Annotated in this window: 21 protein-coding genes and 1 pseudogene; 9 read left to right on the top strand and 13 right to left on the bottom strand. The window is 68.0% G+C overall.

The genetic code is table 11. The features are described 5' to 3' along the window. Positions 1 to 153 precede the first annotated feature (153 nt). The 6 genes from chvE to JUB11_RS18060 form a co-directional block, all read right to left on the bottom strand. Positions 154 to 1,230 carry a multiple monosaccharide ABC transporter substrate-binding protein gene (gene chvE / locus JUB11_RS18085; protein ID WP_207459978.1) on the bottom strand — a complete coding sequence of 359 codons (1,077 nt, stop codon included), beginning with the start codon at positions 1,228 to 1,230 and terminating at the stop codon, positions 154 to 156. Positions 1,231 to 1,505: 275 nt separating this feature from the next. Beyond that, on the bottom strand, positions 1,506 to 1,955 hold the full coding sequence (locus JUB11_RS18080) for a MarR family transcriptional regulator (protein ID WP_207459977.1): 450 nt from the start codon (positions 1,953 to 1,955) through the stop codon (positions 1,506 to 1,508). A 163-nt stretch (positions 1,956 to 2,118) separates the two neighbouring features. Continuing rightward, positions 2,119 to 2,538, bottom strand: a complete 420-nt coding sequence (locus JUB11_RS18075; RefSeq protein ID WP_207459976.1) for an organic hydroperoxide resistance protein — start codon at positions 2,536 to 2,538, stop codon at positions 2,119 to 2,121. Between the two features lie 51 nt (positions 2,539 to 2,589). Continuing rightward, positions 2,590 to 3,618, bottom strand: a complete 1,029-nt coding sequence (locus JUB11_RS18070; RefSeq protein WP_207459975.1) for an alpha/beta hydrolase — start codon at positions 3,616 to 3,618, stop codon at positions 2,590 to 2,592. 205 nt (positions 3,619 to 3,823) lie between these two features. Beyond that, positions 3,824 to 4,642, bottom strand: coding sequence for an alpha/beta hydrolase (locus tag JUB11_RS18065; protein WP_207459974.1), 819 nt, complete (start codon positions 4,640 to 4,642; stop codon positions 3,824 to 3,826). Positions 4,643 to 4,789: 147 nt separating this feature from the next. Further along, positions 4,790 to 5,803: an alpha/beta hydrolase gene (locus tag JUB11_RS18060; RefSeq protein WP_207459973.1), complete on the bottom strand. Its 1,014-nt coding sequence runs from the start codon at positions 5,801 to 5,803 to the stop codon at positions 4,790 to 4,792. 312 nt (positions 5,804 to 6,115) lie between these two features. On the opposite strand from JUB11_RS18060, the pseudogene JUB11_RS18055 reads away from it, so the two are divergent. Further along, positions 6,116 to 6,468 (top strand): annotated as a pseudogene (locus JUB11_RS18055) (alpha/beta hydrolase); the annotation flags it as partial. A gap of 125 nt (positions 6,469 to 6,593) precedes the next feature. On the opposite strand, the gene JUB11_RS18050 reads toward JUB11_RS18055, so the two are convergent. Further along, positions 6,594 to 7,322 carry a DUF72 domain-containing protein gene (locus tag JUB11_RS18050; RefSeq protein WP_207459972.1) on the bottom strand — a complete coding sequence of 243 codons (729 nt, stop codon included), beginning with the start codon at positions 7,320 to 7,322 and terminating at the stop codon, positions 6,594 to 6,596. Between the two features lie 223 nt (positions 7,323 to 7,545). Here JUB11_RS18050 and JUB11_RS18045 point away from each other — a divergent pair, with 223 nt between their 5' ends. Further along, the gene (locus JUB11_RS18045; RefSeq protein ID WP_282189093.1) at positions 7,546 to 8,004 is read left to right on the top strand and encodes a DUF5615 family PIN-like protein; all 459 of its coding nucleotides are present in this window, start codon (positions 7,546 to 7,548) and stop codon (positions 8,002 to 8,004) included. Between the two features lie 4 nt (positions 8,005 to 8,008). Here JUB11_RS18045 and JUB11_RS18040 read toward each other — a convergent pair whose 3' ends face one another. Both JUB11_RS18040 and JUB11_RS18035 read right to left on the bottom strand, forming a co-directional pair. Further along, positions 8,009 to 8,227 (bottom strand): hypothetical protein, encoded by a 219-nt coding sequence (locus JUB11_RS18040; RefSeq protein ID WP_207459970.1) that lies wholly within the window; start codon positions 8,225 to 8,227, stop codon positions 8,009 to 8,011. Further along, the gene (locus JUB11_RS18035; RefSeq protein ID WP_207459969.1) at positions 8,224 to 8,412 is read right to left on the bottom strand and encodes a hypothetical protein; all 189 of its coding nucleotides are present in this window, start codon (positions 8,410 to 8,412) and stop codon (positions 8,224 to 8,226) included. Before JUB11_RS18035 ends, JUB11_RS18040 begins: the two co-directional genes overlap by 4 nt. A 216-nt stretch (positions 8,413 to 8,628) precedes the next feature. Here JUB11_RS18035 and JUB11_RS18030 point away from each other — a divergent pair, with 216 nt between their 5' ends. The 3 genes from JUB11_RS18030 to JUB11_RS18020 all read left to right on the top strand — a co-directional run bounded on the left by JUB11_RS18030 (position 8,629) and on the right by JUB11_RS18020 (position 11,409). After that, positions 8,629 to 10,122, top strand: coding sequence for an MFS transporter (locus JUB11_RS18030; protein WP_207459968.1), 1,494 nt, complete (start codon positions 8,629 to 8,631; stop codon positions 10,120 to 10,122). A gap of 59 nt (positions 10,123 to 10,181) precedes the next feature. Further along, positions 10,182 to 10,808, top strand: a complete 627-nt coding sequence (locus tag JUB11_RS18025; protein WP_207459967.1) for a glutathione S-transferase — start codon at positions 10,182 to 10,184, stop codon at positions 10,806 to 10,808. Between the two features lie 112 nt (positions 10,809 to 10,920). Then, positions 10,921 to 11,409 (top strand): antitoxin Xre/MbcA/ParS toxin-binding domain-containing protein, encoded by a 489-nt coding sequence (locus tag JUB11_RS18020; protein ID WP_207459966.1) that lies wholly within the window; start codon positions 10,921 to 10,923, stop codon positions 11,407 to 11,409. Between the two features lie 37 nt (positions 11,410 to 11,446). On the opposite strand, the gene JUB11_RS18015 is transcribed toward JUB11_RS18020, so the two are convergent. Continuing rightward, the gene (locus JUB11_RS18015) at positions 11,447 to 12,142 is read right to left on the bottom strand and encodes a response regulator transcription factor (RefSeq protein ID WP_207459965.1); all 696 of its coding nucleotides are present in this window, start codon (positions 12,140 to 12,142) and stop codon (positions 11,447 to 11,449) included. A gap of 400 nt (positions 12,143 to 12,542) precedes the next feature. On the opposite strand from JUB11_RS18015, the gene JUB11_RS18010 reads away from it, so the two are divergent. The 4 genes from JUB11_RS18010 (at position 12,543) to JUB11_RS17995 (ending at position 14,550) form a co-directional block, all read left to right on the top strand. Then, positions 12,543 to 12,890, top strand: coding sequence for a hypothetical protein (locus JUB11_RS18010; RefSeq protein ID WP_207459964.1), 348 nt, complete (start codon positions 12,543 to 12,545; stop codon positions 12,888 to 12,890). Positions 12,891 to 13,098: 208 nt separating this feature from the next. Next, positions 13,099 to 13,446: a hypothetical protein gene (locus JUB11_RS18005; protein WP_207459963.1), complete on the top strand. Its 348-nt coding sequence runs from the start codon at positions 13,099 to 13,101 to the stop codon at positions 13,444 to 13,446. Between the two features lie 151 nt (positions 13,447 to 13,597). Further along, positions 13,598 to 14,152 carry a hypothetical protein gene (locus JUB11_RS18000; RefSeq protein WP_207459962.1) on the top strand — a complete coding sequence of 185 codons (555 nt, stop codon included), beginning with the start codon at positions 13,598 to 13,600 and terminating at the stop codon, positions 14,150 to 14,152. Between the two features lie 188 nt (positions 14,153 to 14,340). Further along, the gene (locus JUB11_RS17995) at positions 14,341 to 14,550 is read left to right on the top strand and encodes a hypothetical protein (protein WP_207459961.1); all 210 of its coding nucleotides are present in this window, start codon (positions 14,341 to 14,343) and stop codon (positions 14,548 to 14,550) included. A gap of 199 nt (positions 14,551 to 14,749) precedes the next feature. On the opposite strand, the gene JUB11_RS17990 is transcribed toward JUB11_RS17995, so the two are convergent. The 3 genes from JUB11_RS17990 to JUB11_RS17980 form a co-directional block, all read right to left on the bottom strand. Further along, on the bottom strand, positions 14,750 to 14,971 hold the full coding sequence (locus JUB11_RS17990; protein WP_207459960.1) for a hypothetical protein: 222 nt from the start codon (positions 14,969 to 14,971) through the stop codon (positions 14,750 to 14,752). A gap of 163 nt (positions 14,972 to 15,134) precedes the next feature. Then, positions 15,135 to 15,848, bottom strand: coding sequence for a hypothetical protein (locus JUB11_RS17985; protein ID WP_207459959.1), 714 nt, complete (start codon positions 15,846 to 15,848; stop codon positions 15,135 to 15,137). Between the two features lie 28 nt (positions 15,849 to 15,876). Beyond that, a complete protein-coding gene (locus JUB11_RS17980) occupies positions 15,877 to 17,025 on the bottom strand; it encodes an SDR family oxidoreductase (protein WP_207459958.1) in 1,149 nt (382 codons plus the stop codon). Between the last annotated feature and the right edge of the window lie 27 nt (positions 17,026 to 17,052).

Genomic DNA, 17,052 nt, shown 5'->3' with positions numbered 1-17,052 from the left:
TGCCGGATGGACTCCGCGGACGGGTGGGACCGGAAATGGCCCGAGCGCCCGCCGCCGCGGAGAAGGCCGCTGCCGCGGCCGGAAAAAAACAGGCGGGAAACCGGGGCCGCGCCGTCATGGGCGCGGCCCGGATGCCCTCTCAGGCCCGTCCGCTCAGCGGATCTGGCTTTCCTTGTAGTAGCCACTGTCGACCAGGACCTGCTTCCAGTTGGAAGCGTCGACGCTGACCGGCTTCAACAGATAGGAGGGAACGACCTTCTTGCCGTTGTTGTAGGTCTTGGTGTCGTTGACCGGCGGGGTGCCGCCGCTCATCAGCGCCTCGACCATGGAGACCGTGACCTTGGCAAGCTCGCGCGTGTCCTTGAAGACGGTGGAGCGCTGCTCGCCCGCCAGGATCGACTTCATGGACGGGATCTCCGCGTCCTGGCCGGTCACCACCGGCATCGGCTGCGACGGGGTGCCGTAGCCCACGCCCTTCAGGGAGGAGATGATGCCGATGCTCAGCCCGTCATAGGGCGACAGGACGGCGTCCACGCGCTTGTTGCCGTAATAGGCGCTCAGCAGGTTGTCCATGCGGGCCTGGGCGACGGCGCCGTCCCAGCGCAGGGTCGAGACCTTGTCCATGCCCATCTGGCCGCTGGCCACCTTCAGCTTTCCGCTGTCGATGTAGGGCTTCAGCACCGACATGGCGCCGTCGTAGAAGAAGTATGCGTTGTTGTCGTCAGGCGAGCCGCCGAACAGCTCGATGTTGAAGGGACCCTTGCCCTCCTTCAGCCCGAGCGCCTGTTCGATGTAGCTGCCCTGGAGGACGCCGACCTGGAAGTTGTCGAAGGTGGCGTAATAGTCGACATTCTCGGAATTGCGGATCAGCCGGTCGTAGGCGACGACCTTCACGCCGCTCTCCGCCGCCTTCTGCAGGATGTCGGTCAGGGTGGTGCCGTCGATCGACGCGATCACGAGGACCTTCGCCCGCTTCGTGATCATGTTCTCGATCTGGGCGAGCTGGTTGGGGATGTCGTCCTCGGCGTACTGCAGATCGGTCTTGTAGCCCTTTTCCTGGAAGTACTTGGCGATGTTGTTGCCGTCGTCGATCCAGCGGGCCGAGGACTTGGTCGGCATGGCGATGCCGACGAGGCCCTTGTCCTGCGCCAGGGCCGGCGAGACGAGCGGTGCCGCGAGGGTGAACAGGCCGACGGCCAGCCCGGCGAGTGTCGATGCAAAGGACTTCATGGTGCCTCCCCAGTGTCCCGGCGCCTCTGTTCGGGGAACGGGGCGCCGTTGGTGTTGTCCGGCCTCGCCTTCGCGTTCCAACGCCCTGGACGGCTCTTCCGGGTGGGGTCACGGTTGGCACGGCAACGGATTCCTCGGCACAGGATCCGTTTGTTCGCCATAACTGTCAAATGCATTAATTGTTGAAAGCGATACTTCTTCTCATATCGGCATGCCGCGAAAGCCCTGCGCGCGGTGATTGCGCTGACAGCAAGGCAGCACGCGCCAAGGCTTTGTCATTCCCGGTCGGCGGCCTCGTTCAGGTCGTCGCGCAGGCGCAGCAGGGTCTCCCGCAGCGCCGAAAGCTGCTCGGTCGAGCAGCCGGCGGCCTCGGTGATGCGGGCCGGCAGGCATTCGGCTTTCCCGCGCAGGGCGGCGCCCTCGGGCGTCAGGCGGACTCGCACCACCCGCTCGTCCTCCGGGTCGCGCGCCCGCGTGACCAGCCCCTGCCCCTCCAGCCGCTTCAGCAGCGGCGTCAGCGTGCCGCTGTCGAGGCCCAGACGCTCGCCCAGCCCCTTCATCGCCTGGCCGTCCTCCTCCCACAGCAGGAGCATGACGAGATATTGCGGGTAGGTCAGACCCAGGCCGTCCAGCAGGGGGCGGTAGACCCGCGTCATCGCCAGCGTCGCGGAGTAGAGGGCGAAGCAGACCTGGTTGGCCAGCAGCAGGGGTTCGTCTTTGTTCATGGTTCCGGCTTCATGGCTTCGGCGTCATGGCCTGGGCTTCGTCAGGGAGTTGCCAACGCGGAATGCGCGCGACCCGACGGGCCACGCCGGGGTCGCGCGCAAGGGGGGCCGGATCGAACGGCCGGCCGGGGGAAGCCTCCCGGCCGCCCGGGTCCCGGCGTCCTCAGGCGACGGTGGTGCCGACGGTGATGTTGCCCTTGGTGGCGTGGCTGTAGGGGCAGACCTTGTGGGCGCGGGCGACCAGATCCTCGGCGGCGGCCCGGTCCATGCCCGGCAGGTTGACGGTCAGGTCCACGGCGAGGCCAAAGCCCTCGCCGTCGTCACGCGGGCCGATGCCGACCTGGGCGGTGACCGAGACGTCCGCCGGCACGGCGATCTTGTCGCGCTGGCCCACGAACTTCATGGCGCCGACGAAGCAGGCCGAATAGCCCGCCGCGAAGAGCTGCTCCGGATTCGTCGCTCCGCCCTTGCCGCCCAGCTCCTTGGGCGCGGCGAGGTTCACCGACAGCAGGCCGTCCTCGGTGGAGGCCTTGCCGTCGCGGCCGCCGGTCGCCGTGGCCTTGGTCGAGTAGAGAACGTTCATGATGTGCACTCCTGGTTTGTTGTGACGGTAGTGGTGAAGCGGGTGCCGCGGTCACCGCGCGAAGGCGGCGCGCAGCTTGTCGTTGGCGAGATCGATGGCACCGCGGGCGGCCGGCGTGGCGGCCAGCGGGTTCAACATCACGAAGTCATGCATGGTGCCATTGAAGCGCACCTGTGTCACGGGCACTCCGGCCGCGGCGAGCTTGCGGCCATAGGCCTCGCCCTCGTCGCGCAGCACGTCGTTCTCCGCCGTGATGACCAGCGCCGGCGGAAGCCCCTGGAGCTGCTCGACCGACGCGTTCAGCGGCGAGGCGGTGGGGTCGGCACGCTTGGCGGCGTCCGGCAGGTAGGCGTCCCAGAAATACTGCATGGCCGCCGTGGTCAGGAAATAGCCGCCCTCGCCGAACTGCTTGTAGGAGCCGGTGTCGAAGCGGGCGTCGGTGACCGGGTAGAAGAGCACCTGGTAGCGGATCTCCGGGCCGCCGCGCTGCTTGGCAAGCTGGCTGACCACCGCGACCATGTTGCCGCCGACGCTGTCGCCGGCGATGGCGATGCGCTGGGAGTCGATGCCCAGTTCCTCGCCGTGCTCCGCCACCCAGGTCAGGGCCGCGTAATCCTGCTCCAGCGGCACCGGGTACTTGGCCTCCGGCGAGCGGTCGTAATCGACGAAGACCACCGCGGCGTTGGACCCGACCGCGAGTTCGCGGATCAGCCGGTCGTGCGTGTCGGGGCCGCCCATCACCCAGCCGGCGCCGTGGAAGTAGACGATGACCGGCAGGAGGCCGGTGGCGCCCTGGGGCCGGAGGGTGCGGATGCGCACCTGACCGGTCGGGCCGCCGGGAATGGTGCGGTCGGCGATGTCCACCGCGGGCTTCGGCACGTCGTTGCCGGCCTGGACGCTCGAGAGCAGGTTGCGGGCTTCCGTCGGGCTCAGCTTGTAGATCGGCGGGCCGCCAGCCCTTTCCAGAGCTTCGAGGAAGCGCTGCGTGGCCGGTTCGACCGTCGGCCCGCCGGCGGCGAGCGCCGGCTGGGCGGCGGTGGCGATGAGGGCTGCGGTCGCAAGGGATTTGATGCTGTTCATGGCAGGTCTCCTTTCCGTTCGCGGCGCCGGGGCAGGCCGGGGCCGCTGTGTTCGATAAAGAGACGATGCCGCACGATTGAATTGCGCGCAATTCATTTAGCCTTGCGCGATTCGATTGCGCGCAATGCATTTTGCGCATGAGGGGCGACGCGTCCGGCCCAGGAGCCGGGCGCGCGCCCTCTCGTTGCAGCCTTCCGACGAGTCCTCAGCCGATGAACTGGATGAGGTCGGCGTTCAGGCGGTCCGGCGCCGTCGCGAACAGCCCGTGGGGTTCCCCCTCATATTCGATGAGCTTGGCGCCGGGAATGCCTTGCGCGGCGGCGCGCCCCGAGGGCGTGATCGGCACGGTCGCGTCGGCTGTGCCGTGAATGACGAGCGTGGGCATCGTGAAGGAGGCAAGGTCAGGCCGGAAGTCGGTCCTGCCGAAGGCGTCCACGCAGTCGATGGTCGCCTTCGGGCTCGCCATGACCGCAAGGATGAAGGTCCAGTCGAGAAGGGCGTGGCTGACGGGGCTGGTCACGAGGCCAACTCCGTAGAACTGCTTCGCGAAGCTTTGCAGAAAGGCGAAGCGGTCCTTGCGGATCTGCGCCCTCATCTCCTCGAACACCGTCTCCTTCACGCCCTCGGGATTGTCGTCCCCCTTCAGCAGATAGGGCACGACCGAGGCAACGAGCGCGGCCTTGGCGACGCGCGCGCCACCATGCCGCGTCAGGTAGCGCGCGATCTCGCCGCCGCCCATGGAGAAGCCGACGAGCGTTGCGCCCTGCACCCCGAGCGTGTCGAGCACCGCCGCCAGATCGTCGGCGAAGGTGTCGTAATCGTAGCCGGAGGCGGGATGGCCGGACTGGCCGAAGCCGCGGCGGTCATAGGTGATGACGCGGTACCCCGCCTCGAGCAGCGCGAGGGTCTGGTACTCGAACATGTCGCCCGTGAGCGGCCAGCCATGGATGAGGACGACCGGCCGCCCCTTCCCGCTGTCCTTCACATGGATTTTCGTGCCGTCCTTCGCTTCGACGAACGCCATCGCAGGATCTCCGTTGCTTTTTCAGTCGAACTGTTTTTTCCAGTCGCGAGGCGGTACGAGCTGCTGGCCGCCCAAGATCATGACTCTTTCGGGATGGTGGGCGCCGCTTCCGGTGGATGAGCTACCCGAAACGGACCAGCGGTATCCTCAACGCGCCCCCAGACGTTCCAGCCCCTCCAGAAGCGCCGCGTTGAAGCGCGCGGGCTGCTGGATCTGCGGGGAATGTCCAAGCTCCGGAAAGCGCACGAGCGTGGCGTTCGGGATGCGGCTTGCAGTGCGCGGGCCGAGTTCGGCGTAATTGCCGAGACGCTTCTGGACCTCCGGCGGCGCCAGCGCCTTGCCGATCGCGGTGTTGTCGCGCTCCCCGATCAGCAGGAGCGTGGGCACGCGGATCTTCTCCAACTCATGCACCACCGGCTGGGTGTAGACCATGTCGTAGGTCAGCGCCTGGTTCCAGGCGACCAGCTCCCGCCCCTCGCCCCGGTACATGCCGGCCAGCATCTCCACCCAGCGGTCGTATTCGGGCCGCCATTCGCCGCTGTAATAGGTGGCTTTCTGGTAGGCCCTAATGCCCTCGGCGCTGGTCTTCAGCTCGCTCTGATACCAGCTGTCCACGGACTGGTAGGGCACCCCCTCCGCCTTCCAGTCCTCCAGCCCGATCGGGTTGACGAGCACCAGCCCGTCGAGCCCGTCTGGATGGACCAGCGCGTAGCGCATCGCCAACATGCCGCCCATGGAGTGGCCCATCACCGTCACCCGCCCGATGCCGAGCCGGTCCGCCAGCGCCCGCGTGTTCGCCGCGAGCTGGTGGAAGCTGTACTGGTAGTGGGCGGGCTTGGTCGATTTGCAGAAGCCCACCTGATCGGGCACGACGACACGGTAGCCCGCCGCCGCCAGCGGACGGATGGTGCCCTCCCATGTGGCGCCGCAGAAGTTCTTTCCATGCAGCAGCAGCACCGTGCGCCCGTTCGGCCGCTCGGGCTTCACGTCCATGTAGGCCATGGAGAGCCGCTGGCCCTGGGAGTCGAATTCGAAACGCTCCACCGGAAAGGGATAAGGGAACTGTTCAAGGTTCGGGCCATAGGCCGGCGAGGCCTGAACCCCCGTCGCGAGCGCGCCCGCGACGGCGAGGATGGCCGAGAGAAGAACCGCTTTGCGCATGTCCAAGGTCCGTTATTGCGATGCGACACCGCCGGAAACCCCGGAATGGTGTCGACATCACGGCGGGATCATGGCCGGAGGCGGGGCACTTAGATGCGCACACCATATCAAAGTATGGTTCGGCCCGCCGAGAATACAGCCGCGCGCACCTTGCGTCTGACGGCGGCTCCCCGGACGCCCCTCCACAATCCCCCGGCAACACAGGACGCTCTCCCGATATCGGCACGCTGCTGCAAGGCGGCCTCGCCGCCCTGGCGTTCCCTTCGCGCCCGGTGCCGCTTCCACCAACCAGGCAAACAAAGATGGCACGTCATGAACGGCGACATATTCACCACAGAGGACGGCACCCGGATCTTCTACAAGGACCGGGGCACGGGCAGCCGATCGTCTTCCACCACGGATGGCCGCTCTCCTCGGACGACTGGGATGCCCAGATGATGTTCTTCCTGAGAGAGGGTTACTGCGTCGTGGCGCATGACCGTCGCGGCCATGACCGCTCGACCCAGACCGCCACCGGCAACGAGATAGACACCGACGCCGCCGACGTGGCGGCCCTGGTGAGGCATCTCGACCTGAAGAACGCCATCCATGTCGGCCACTCGACGGGCGGCGGCGAGGTTGCTGGCTACGTGGCCCGGCATGGCGGTAACGGCCGGGTGACGAAGGATACGACGGGGTCGGCACCAGGGCGCGCTCTATCGGAAGCTAACGGTCTATTCAGTATAATCAGACCGGCGCGCACGGGATCTGCCCCGCCGGCCTCACACCGCCCCGCGCACTCGCTCGGGCCTCATTCCCTAAGGCGGGCGAGTGTCGTCAGGGCGTCGCCGGTGGCGTGGAACTCGGCCGTGTTGTCGAAGATGCACCAGACCGGGCGCCTTGGGGCTTCCTCGGCGAGGCGGGCGGCGGTGCGCTCCAGCACGTCCGGCGGGTATGGGGAATAATATATGCGGGGCGAGCCGTGAAGCCGCAGGTAAAGCAGGCCGTTCCACCCGCCGGGCTCGGCCGCTGCGGGCACCGGGGCGGGATCGGCGGCGACGCGGGCGACACGGTGTTCGATGAGGAGCCGTTCGGCGGCGTCGCTGAACCAGGAGCGGTGGCGCGGCTCGCACACGACCTCGCCCTGGAAGCGGGCGCGCAGGATCTCGAAGAAGGCCGGAGCGACGGCCGGATCGAAGGCAAGGCCCGGCGGAAGCTGGACCAGCAGCGGGCCGAGCCGGTCGCCCAGCGCGCCGGCCTCGCCCAGGAAACGGTCGAGCGCCGCCGCCGGATCCCGCAGGCGTTGCGTGTGGGTGACCAGCTTGGGCACCTTCACCGCGAAGCGGAAGCCTTCCGGCGTCGAGGCCGCCCAGCGGGCGTAGGTCTCCGGCTTGTGGGGCCGGTAGAAGGAACTGTTGATCTCCGCCGCCGGCAGGACACGGGCGTAGCGCTCCAGATGGGAGCCGGTGCCGGGAAAGCTGTCGGCGAAAGCCTTGGGAATGCCCCATCCTGCGGTGCCGAGATGGACGGTCAAGGGCACACCGCCACCCGCCCGGCGCGAAGCGGCCCTCGCCCTGAAACGAGAGTCACGCCGGATTCTTTGCTGGCCAAGCCCGTGCCTCTCTCCATCGGGGAACGACTCGCGCTACGTCGAACGGGATGAACCAACGGTTAGGATGGCACGACGGTTCCAAACCAGCCCATGACACACCGGCCCATTCCCCGGTCCGGCACCGGAGGGCAGCGTCGCGTGTTAAAACGCCATGCGCTGGTTGTGCGATGAAATGCTGGGCCGGCTCTGCCGCCTGTTGCGGGCGGCGGGCCATGATGCCGCGCTTGCCGGGGGCGGAACGGCCGACCGCGGCCTGCTGACCCGTGCGCGGGCCGAGGGACGCGTTCTGCTGACGCGCGACCGGGAACTCTCCCGGATCGCGGGCGCGGACGGCTTCTTCGTCGTGGGCGAGACGGTGGAAGAGCAGGCCCGTGCCTTGCGCGCCGCCTTCGGAGTGGATTGGCTGCTGGCGCCCTTCACACGCTGCCTGATGGACAACGTGCCGGTGCGTCCAGTCGGCATGGACGACATCGCTGCCATGCCCGATGCCGCGCGCGGCCTTTCCGGGCCATTCCACCACTGCCCGGCCTGCGGACGGCTTTACTGGCCGGGAAGCCATGTCCGCAGGATGAGGGCGTTGCTCGAACGGCTCGCGCGCGGAGAGCCGTAACCCGTCAGTCGCCCCCGGCCACCCGCTGGAACAGGGAGGAGTCCGGGGCCGGCGGCCGGCCCCGGAGGAGACCGCCATCGCGTTCCGCCGGCACGGACGCCGTCCTGGCGACGGGCGGCTTGACCGGCATCGCGGGGCCGCCGTGAAGCCGGCTGATGAGCAGGGCCGCGCGGCCCGTGGGAAGGCTCCTCTTGTCGCCGAGCCAGACGCCGCCGAACCTCACGCGTCCCTCCGCGCCATGGCGTGGGCGACGGCGCTGATCGCGTCGGCGACCGTCGGGAAGGTCTTCCGGTTGAGGGGCAGTGCCTCCGTCGCGGAGGCAAAGAATTGGAAGCTGCTCTCCACGCGGGCCAAAATACCGGCAGGCACCTTTCCAACTTCTATAATGTAGTGGTCGGCGGACAACATGGGATAACCTCCCCTTATGTTGAGGCACTTCCAAACATCTTGTCATCATTAGCGCAGACTCCTGCGCCCGCCATCAACCGCGCTTTGGTCATATGCAAACGGAACAGGTAACGCCCGGAGCCCTGGAGCCCGGAACCGCATGGTAGGGCAACAGTTCGCAAGCGCGCCTGTTGGGAGCGGTGCCGCCCCGGAGCGGCATCCCGGCCGGAGCAACGCATGACCGCCTTTCGAGAGAACCAGGGCAGAACCCCGCAGGGCAGGGTCCGGGGAACCGTTGTGACGGACCTGCCGCAACGGCTCGACCGGCTGCCCTGGAGCCGCTTTCATTGGCTCGTGGTGCTGGCGCTCGGGATCACCTGGATTCTCGACGGGCTGGAGGTGACCATCGCCGGCTCCATCGCCGGCGTGCTGAAGGAGAGCGGGACGCTGCGCTTCACCGACAGCGAAATCGGCGACCTCGGCTCCGCCTATATTCTGGGCGCCGTGCTGGGGGCGGTGTTCTTCGGTTACCTGACCGACAAACTCGGCCGCAAGAAGCTTTTCTACATCACGCTGGCCGTCTATTCGCTGGCGACCTTCGGCAACGCCTTCGCCTGGGATTTCTGGAGCTTCGCGCTGTTCCGCTTCCTAACCGGCGCGGGGATCGGGGGCGAGTATGCCGCCATCAACTCCGCCATCCAGGAACTGATCCCGGCGCGCTACCGGGGGCGCACCGACCTGGCCATCAACGGCAGCTTCTGGGTCGGTGCCGCGCTCGGCGCGCTGGGCTCCATCGTGCTGCTGGCGCCGGGCTTCCTGCCGGGCGATCTCGGCTGGCGGCTGGCCTTCGGCATCGGCGGGGCGCTCGCCATCATCATCATCTTCCTGCGCGGCTTCCTGCCGGAAAGCCCCCGCTGGCTGATGATCCGCGGGCGGATGGACGAGGCCGAGGACATCGTCGCCGGCATCGAGCGGCGCGTGCAGGCCGGCCGGACCGGCCCGCTTCCGGCACCGGCCGGGCGGCCCCTGCGCCTCAACCCCGGCCAGGACACCTCCATGCCGGCGATCCTGCGCGTGCTGTTCGTACGGTACCGGAGCCGCTCCGTCCTGGGGCTGTCGCTGATGGTCGCCCAGGCCTTCTTCTACAACGCCATCTTCTTCACCTACGCGCTGATCCTGACGAAGTTCTACGGCGTGCCCGCGACCGACGTGGGCTGGTACATCCTGCCCTTCGCGGTCGGCAATTTCCTGGGCCCACTGATCCTGGGGCCGCTGTTCGACACGGTCGGCCGCAAACCGATGATCGCTGGAACCTACGCCATGTCCGGAATCCTCCTGGCGATCACCGGCTTCCTCTTCCAGGAGGGGATGCTGACCGCCACGACCCAGACGCTGGCCTGGAGCGTGATCTTCTTCTTCGCCTCCTCGGCGGCCAGCTCCGCCTACCTGACGGTGAGCGAGAGTTTCCCGCTGGAGACGCGGGCGACCGCCATCGCCATCTTCTACGCGCTCGGCACGCTGCTCGGCGGCGTGGCCGCCCCGTGGTTCTTCGGCCGGCTGATCGAGACCGGCGATCCGGGCCAGGTGGTGATCGGCTATCTCATCGCCGCCGGCCTGATGATCGGCGCGGCATTGGTCGAACTGGCCATCGGCATCCCGGCGGAAGGCAAGCCGCTCGAGGAGGTCGCCGACCCGCTGGGCGCCATTCCCCGCCACGCCGCGGCAGAATAGCCTTATTACCGGAAGTATCCGCAGCGCCGGATCCGCCGGACCGACAAGAAGGAGATGGAATGCGCCTCATCGGCATGCTGGATTCGCCCTATGTGCGGCGCGTCGCGGTTTCCCTCAAGGTCATGGGGCTTCCCTTCTCCCATGAGCCGGTCTCCGTCTTCCGGCAATACGACCAGTTCGCCGCCGTCAATCCGGTCGTGAAGGCGCCGACATTGGTGATCGGGGATGAAACGACCGGGGGCGGCATCGTCCTGATGGACTCGACCCTGATCCTTGAGCATCTCGAACGGCTGGTTCCGGAAAACCGCCGGCTCACCCCGCCGGACATCGGCGACCACGCCCGCGCGCAACGGGTGATCGGGCTGGCCCTGGCGGTCTGCGAGAAGACGGTGCAGATCGTCTACGAGCGCAATCTGCGCCCGGAGGACAAGCAGCACCAGCCCTGGATCGACCGCGTCCAGGGGCAGCTTCTGGAGGCCTGCCGTCTCCTGGATGCTGAACTCGGGTCCGGCGAGGCCTGGCTGTTCGGGCCGCGGCCGCTCCAGGCCGACATCACCGCGGCCGTGGCCTGGCGCTTCACCCGGAACGCGCTTCCCGGCACCGTTCCGGAAGCGGCGCATCCGGCGCTCCGCGCCCTCTCGCAACGCGCCGAGGCCCTGCCGGAATTCGCGTCCACCGCCATCTGAGGCTCGCGGCGGGCATCCGCCGGACCGTCGAACTTTTCTCGCAGCCGGCTCCTCCAGCCGGGATCAAGGCAAGGTGTGGCGGCGTTAATACCTAAGTCGGAGGAAACGCACCATGCCATACGAAAAGCCGGAAGGCCGCAGGCCTTCGAAATCCTGGTCGGCCACCGCCCTGCGCACCGCGCTGGCCATCACGAAAAGCTGGGGCCTGACAGGCGCGCAGACGGCCGAGCTGCTCGGCGCACCGGACGCCGAAACGCTGGAGGCGTGGAAGCGCGAGGCCGCGGGCGGACAGGTGAGCCTGCCCAAGGCGACGGTCGAGAATCTTGGCCTGCTCATCGGTGCCTACCGCACGCTCTCGTCCCTTTTCGGGTCGGACGCGGAGATCCTGGACTGGCTGGCGACCCCGCATTTCGGATCGTCCTTCCAGGGCCGGCCGCCCATGATGCTGCTGACGGCGGGCGGATCGGACGGGCTGTGGCGCCTGCGCATCCATGTGGATGCCTGGGCGGCGGGTATGCCCGGCGGCCTGCCCGGCGAGCCCGACGGCCATCAACGGCCCTTGGTGGAGGCCCCGCGCGAAAGCCGGCCCGCTGCCTCTTAGGCCGTCCAGTCGCATCGCCCGGTCATGCTGCCCCCGGTCATGCTGCCGTGAGGCTACCCGCCCGCTTGGCCGCCGGCCAGGCGCCGATGCCGTTGTTCATCGCCCAGACCGCCGCCTGGGTGCGGTTGGTGATTTTGAGCTTGCGCAGCAGGGACCTCAGCGCCGCCTTCACCTCGGCCTCGGCCATGTTCAGGTCGGTGGCGATCATGCGGTTTGAGTAGCCGCTGGCGAGGCAGCGCAGGATGTCCGTCTCGTGCCAGGACAAATGGCCTCGGCTCGCCGGCTCGACGATGCTCAACCTGCCGATCCCGCCCTTGACCAACAGATCCGCCAGATGGGTCGGGAACACCGTCTCGCCCGTCATCACCAGCCGCAGGGACTGGACCAGGGCCTCGGGCGCGATATCCTTCAGCAGATAGCCGTCCGCCCCGGCGCCCAGCGCCTCGGACAAGCGTTGGGTGGAGAGCTGGTCGTCGAGGATCACAAGGCGCGCGCCGGGGATGCGGGCGCGAAGGGCGCGCAGTTCCACGAACTCGTCCGTACCGGCCCCGGTGAGGTCGATCAGCAGGAGATCCGGGGGAAGCTCCGAGGGCCGGAGGGCTGCAGCCCCTTCCCGCAGGCTTCCGCTCTCGCCCGAGACCTCGAAGGCGGTGCCGTTCAGAAGCCGACGCAGACCCTCCCGGAAGAGCCGGTTTGCGTCGATGAGGAACACAGTCGCGATTTTCGTCGTCATGGCTTACGCACACTCTTGTAGCGCCTATGCCAGGACGAACGGAGTGCGCTGGAAATTCATCCATTCCAATCGGTCTTAATCCCACCGGAAGCAAACCGACTGAAATAGAGAGGCGGCAGGCGGAGCGGCTGTTGCCCTGGTGCTGCGCCTGCGCCGGGATGTGCCTCCCCGTCAGAAAGCCGGCCAAATACATCGCTTGCGATGAAATCGGCACCGATAAATCTGCATGGCAGCCAGTCGGGCGAGACGCACACTTTCATATCGCACGCGATGAAATCGCAGCATATGTTTCCTTCACGGCGATCGACGGTCGCCACCGAACAGCAGAACGGACCAGCCGGCGCCATGAGGGCGACGGCAAACAACCCAAGGCCCCGAGAGGCCGAACAGGAGATTTACCATGACCATCCGCAACGCCATCGCCGCCGCCGCCCTGTCCACCGTCGCCCTGCTGTCGGGCACCGGCTTCGCCGCCGACTTCGGCGCGCAGCTGAACGAGGCCAAGGCCGAGGCCGCCGATGCGGCCCGCGAGACCCGCGAGGTCGCCGCCATCCACCTGAGCGCGGCTGCGGGCTACGCCCGGTCCGGCAATCAGGCGAGCGCGCAGCAGTACCTGAACTTCGCCCGCGGCAAGCTGGGCCTGCCGGTCACCCAGGCCCAGGCCGCCCAGCCGGTCGTCGCCTCCGGCGCCGCAGCCCAGGCCACGCAGGACAACGGCATCACCGGCCTGCGCCCCGAAGCGCACTGACCGCCCGGCGCGCAAGCGGCGGGGGCCCGCCGCTTCCCTCGCAGGCTCCCGCTCAACTGTTCTGAATTCCTGAACAGTCTGCTTCAATATTGAGAGTTTATCCCGCACCGGGGAACTCGTAGCTTTCTCTCACGGCCGGAACGACACCGGCCACCCCCTCAGCCCCCGCCGTATCGCCAAGGGGGCGCACCCTTCAAGGAGACCTTCCATGACCATCCGCACCACGATCGCCGCCGCTGCCCTGTCCACCGTCGCCCTGCTGTCGGGCACCAGCTTCGCCGCCGACTTCGGCGCTCAGCTGAAGGATGCGCAGGTCGCCAGCCAGCAGGTCGACCGCGAAACCCGCGAGGCGGTGACGCCGGCCCTAAACGCCGCCCAGTCCCTCAGCGCCTGGGGCGCCCAGGGTCAGGCGCAGGATTACCTGACCTATGCCCGTGCCAAGCTCGGCCTCTCCGGCTCGGCCATCGCCGCCACTCCGGTGGTCGCCGCTCCGCAGGCCGCGGCGGTCCAGGCGAGCGACAACGGCATCGTCGGCCTGCGCGCCGAAGCGCACTGATCGCCCCGACCGTGAAGGCGAGGGACCTGCACCTCCATGGCGGGTCCCGGCCCTCTTCCTGGATCAAGCAACAGCATTTTCCCTTTCCGCCGGCACGCTGCCGGCCGCCACCCGAGTCCCACGGGAGACGCAATCCTTCTGGAGCCCCTTGATGACCATCCGCACCACCATCGCCGCCGCCGCCCTGTCCGCCTTCACCTTGTTGTCGGGCACCAGCTTCGCTGCCGACTTCGCCTCGCAACTCTCCGAAGCGCAGACCGCCGGTCAGGTCGCCGGCCGTGACCTCCGCGAAGCCGCCATTCCGGCCCTGAACGCCGCCCGCTCGCTCCACGCCCGGGGCTACCAGGATCAGGCACAGGACCAGTTGTCCTTCGCCCGCAACGTGCTGGGCCTCTCCACCTCTTCGGCCAGGATCGCCTTGCCGGTCGTCGCTGCCCCGTCCCTCGGGGATGCCGGCTTCGATGCTCGGCTGGCCGAGGCCAGGAGCGCCTTGTCCGGTGCCAGCCGTGAGATCCGTGAGGCGGTCACGCCGTCGCTGAACGTTGCCGCCGCGCTGATGGGCCAGGGCAAGACGGTGCAGGCGCAGGATTATCTGAACAACGCCCGCGGCAAGCTCGGCTTTTCCACCCGCGAAGTGATCGTGGCCTCCCCGGCTTTCGAGATTCCCCAGATCGCCGATGCGGGCATCGGCAGCGAAGCCCACTGACGGCAGCGCCAGGATCTCAAGGAGGGTTGGCCTGACCGGGCGAGCCTTCCGACGAATTCGGTCACCCCCTCCATGAAAGAGGTAATCAGCAAGTTCTTACGGCGCGAAAGGAGCGCTTAACACCTCGTTAACCGGCCAAGCCGCCTAATAGCCTCACCGAACACGATCCAACACGGAGTGAAAACATCATGCAGGTGCTCTCTTTCTCTGGTGAAGTCGCCCGTTCCGCCAATCTTCACCTGAGCGTCCTGGATGAGTTCATTGGGGTCGTGCAGCGCAAGCTCTCGGAAACGGCGAACCCCTTTGCCCGCGACAGCCTGTCGGACATGTTGGCCGACCTGATCGAGCAGCGCGGCGGCTATCTGGCCCTGGCCGAACCGGCCGCCATCGCCGCTTGATCCAGGCGGCACCACCGGGCTGCCGATCCGGCTTTTCAGTTTTCCCGTCAGACTTCGGGCGCTCCCCTGGGAGCGCCTTTTCTTTTGCCCAGAGCGGATGAACGAAAACGGACAAAGGAGAACGGACAAACGGAAACGGGCCGCGCACTGGTCGCGGCCCGTTTTCAGCCCGCCGGAGCGGGGTGGCAGTCGGTTTGGCTTACTCGCGGATCAGAGCCGGCAGGTCCATGGCGGAACGGGCGATGTCCTGGCGGCGCAGGCCGCGGGCGGCGAGCTGGGCGTTGCTCTTGGTGGAGAGCGCGCTGTAGGCGCTGTAGGCAGCCGAGGCTTCCATCCAGGCGCTCACGAAGTCGCTGATCGTCTTCAGCAGGCCCGAGGAGGTGCCGTCCGTGTCGAGATGCGAAGAAGTGAGATAGGCCATGATGTCTCTCCAGCGTGTGTCCGTCGTTCGTTGGAGAGAACATAATCTGGTATACGCGATACCAGAAACGCAAAACCCACAATGCAGCGTAGCATAAACGCATGGCTGCGCCCTTTTTGGTTGCTGATTTTCAGGGCGTCCGATTGTCGGGGGTGCGAATGGTTCAGCCGTTACCGCGCAGCATCCAGTCCATCGCTTCCCTCGCAATCGGGGCCGGGATGGTGTGTCCGCCTTCGAACTCCCGGTAGAGCACGTCGAAGCCGGCGGACTGGAGCTTCGGCACGAGGGTGCGGCTGCACGGGTCGATGGGCAGGACCCTGTCCGCAACGCCGTGCGAGACGAAGAAGCGCGGGTGGTCCTCGGTCCGGGTCGGCACCGCGAACCCCGGCGAGAAGGCCACGACGCTCCGGAACAGCGCGCCGTTGATGAGGCCGAGCGACAGGGCGTAGGAGGCCCCGTCGGAGAATCCGCCGATGGCGACGCGCGTGGGGTCGATGGCGAAGTCCCGGAAGGTCTCCGCCAGCGCCGTGTCGATCCGCTGCACGTCGGTGCCGTAGCCGCCCATGATGACGTCCCAGGTCGGTCCGTCCGATTGCGGCGCCAGCAGGATCAGCCCGGCCGCGTCGGCCAACTCATTGAGCCAGCCGATGGCCTGCTGCGCGTCGCCGCCCGCCCCGTGCAGCAGCACGAGCAGCGGCGCCGGCCGGTCCGGCGCGTAGCCCGGCGGAACGGAAAGGAGGGCGGCGCGCGTGCCGTTCACATCCAGGTTCCGGATGCTGGGCGGCGCCTCAGGCTTGGCGCCCGCATCCTGTGACGGGCTCGCGGTCAGCCGCCCCTGCCGGGCGGCGGCGCCGACGGGCTCTTGTCTCTCTCTCATCGCCGGCTCCTCCCTGGCCCCATTCCCGTCAAACGCGGCTCGGTTGGTAGGCAGGCGGATCGCTCGCCGGGAAAGATCCTTCGAACGGCTCGTCCACCTCTTCCCGAGGCCGCCGGACTGAATCGCGCAGAGCTTCCGGATCGGCTGGGCGGATGTAACGGCCGGGGAAGCGGTCACGCGGCGCCTCTCCGTACCCTGCGAACGGTCCCCGCCCCGACCGGGCGGCCAGCGCCGCCACCCCGAGGCCGAGCGCCAGCGCACCGAGGCCCCAGGCCAGCGGGTGCCGTTGACGCGCGGGCGCCCGCCAGCCGCCCGTCACTCCATCCTCCGCGCCCACGGGTTCGAACAGGTTGCCGCGTGTCACCACCGCCCGCTCGTTCTGCCGGAAATGCTGGCGGTCCACCATGCGCGCCATCATCCGTTCCGTCATGGCCGGGGCGAGGCGCCGCTGGAGGGTCAGCATGCGCCCGCTGTTGCCCACGAACGCCTCCCGCCGCGGCCGCTCGGCCAGCCGCACGATGGTCTCGGCGACGCGCTCGGCCGGATAGACGGGCGCCATCGCCTTGACCGGCCGGCCCTCGTAGTTGGCAGCGTGCTGGAACAGCGGCGTGTCGATGACGCCCGGCAGCACGGTGCAGATCCGGATGCCGGGCTCGTCCATCCATTCCTCCCTCAAGGAGTCGGACAGGCCGCGGATCGCGAACTTGCTGGCGACATAGGCGCTGGCGAAGGGTTCGGCGACATAGGCGTTCATGGAGGCGTTGTTGATGAGCAAGCCGGCCTTGCGCGCGCGGAAGCGGAGCAGCGCGGTGCGGGCGCCATGCACGTAGCCGAAGAAGTTGGTTTCGATCACCTGCCGGAAGACCTCCGGCGGCACCTCCTCGAAGCGGCCCATGGCGGTGACGCCGGCGTTGTTCACCCAGACGTCGATGCGCCCGAAGCGCTCCTCCGCCGCATCGGCCAGCCGCTCAACGGCGAAGGGATCGGTCACGTCGGTGGGCACGGCCAGCGCCTCCGCGTCGAGGCCCTCGCACTCCCGCACGGCCTCGTCCAGCAGCTCCGGCCGGCGGGCCGCCACGACGACGCGCGCGCCCCGCCGCGCGAAGGCGTGGGCCGTCGCCCGCCCGATCCCGCTGGATGCCCCGGTGATCACCACCACCGCTTCGTTCAATCGCACCGGCATCGTCTTCCGCCCCCGTTCCGC

Origin of the sequence: Azospirillum sp. SYSU D00513 (genome assembly GCF_017356015.1) — a bacterium.
Taxonomy (GTDB): domain Bacteria; phylum Pseudomonadota; class Alphaproteobacteria; order Azospirillales; family Azospirillaceae; genus Azospirillum.
Note: the sequence above shows the minus strand (reverse complement) of the source record. Positions and strands in the feature narration are given on the sequence as shown.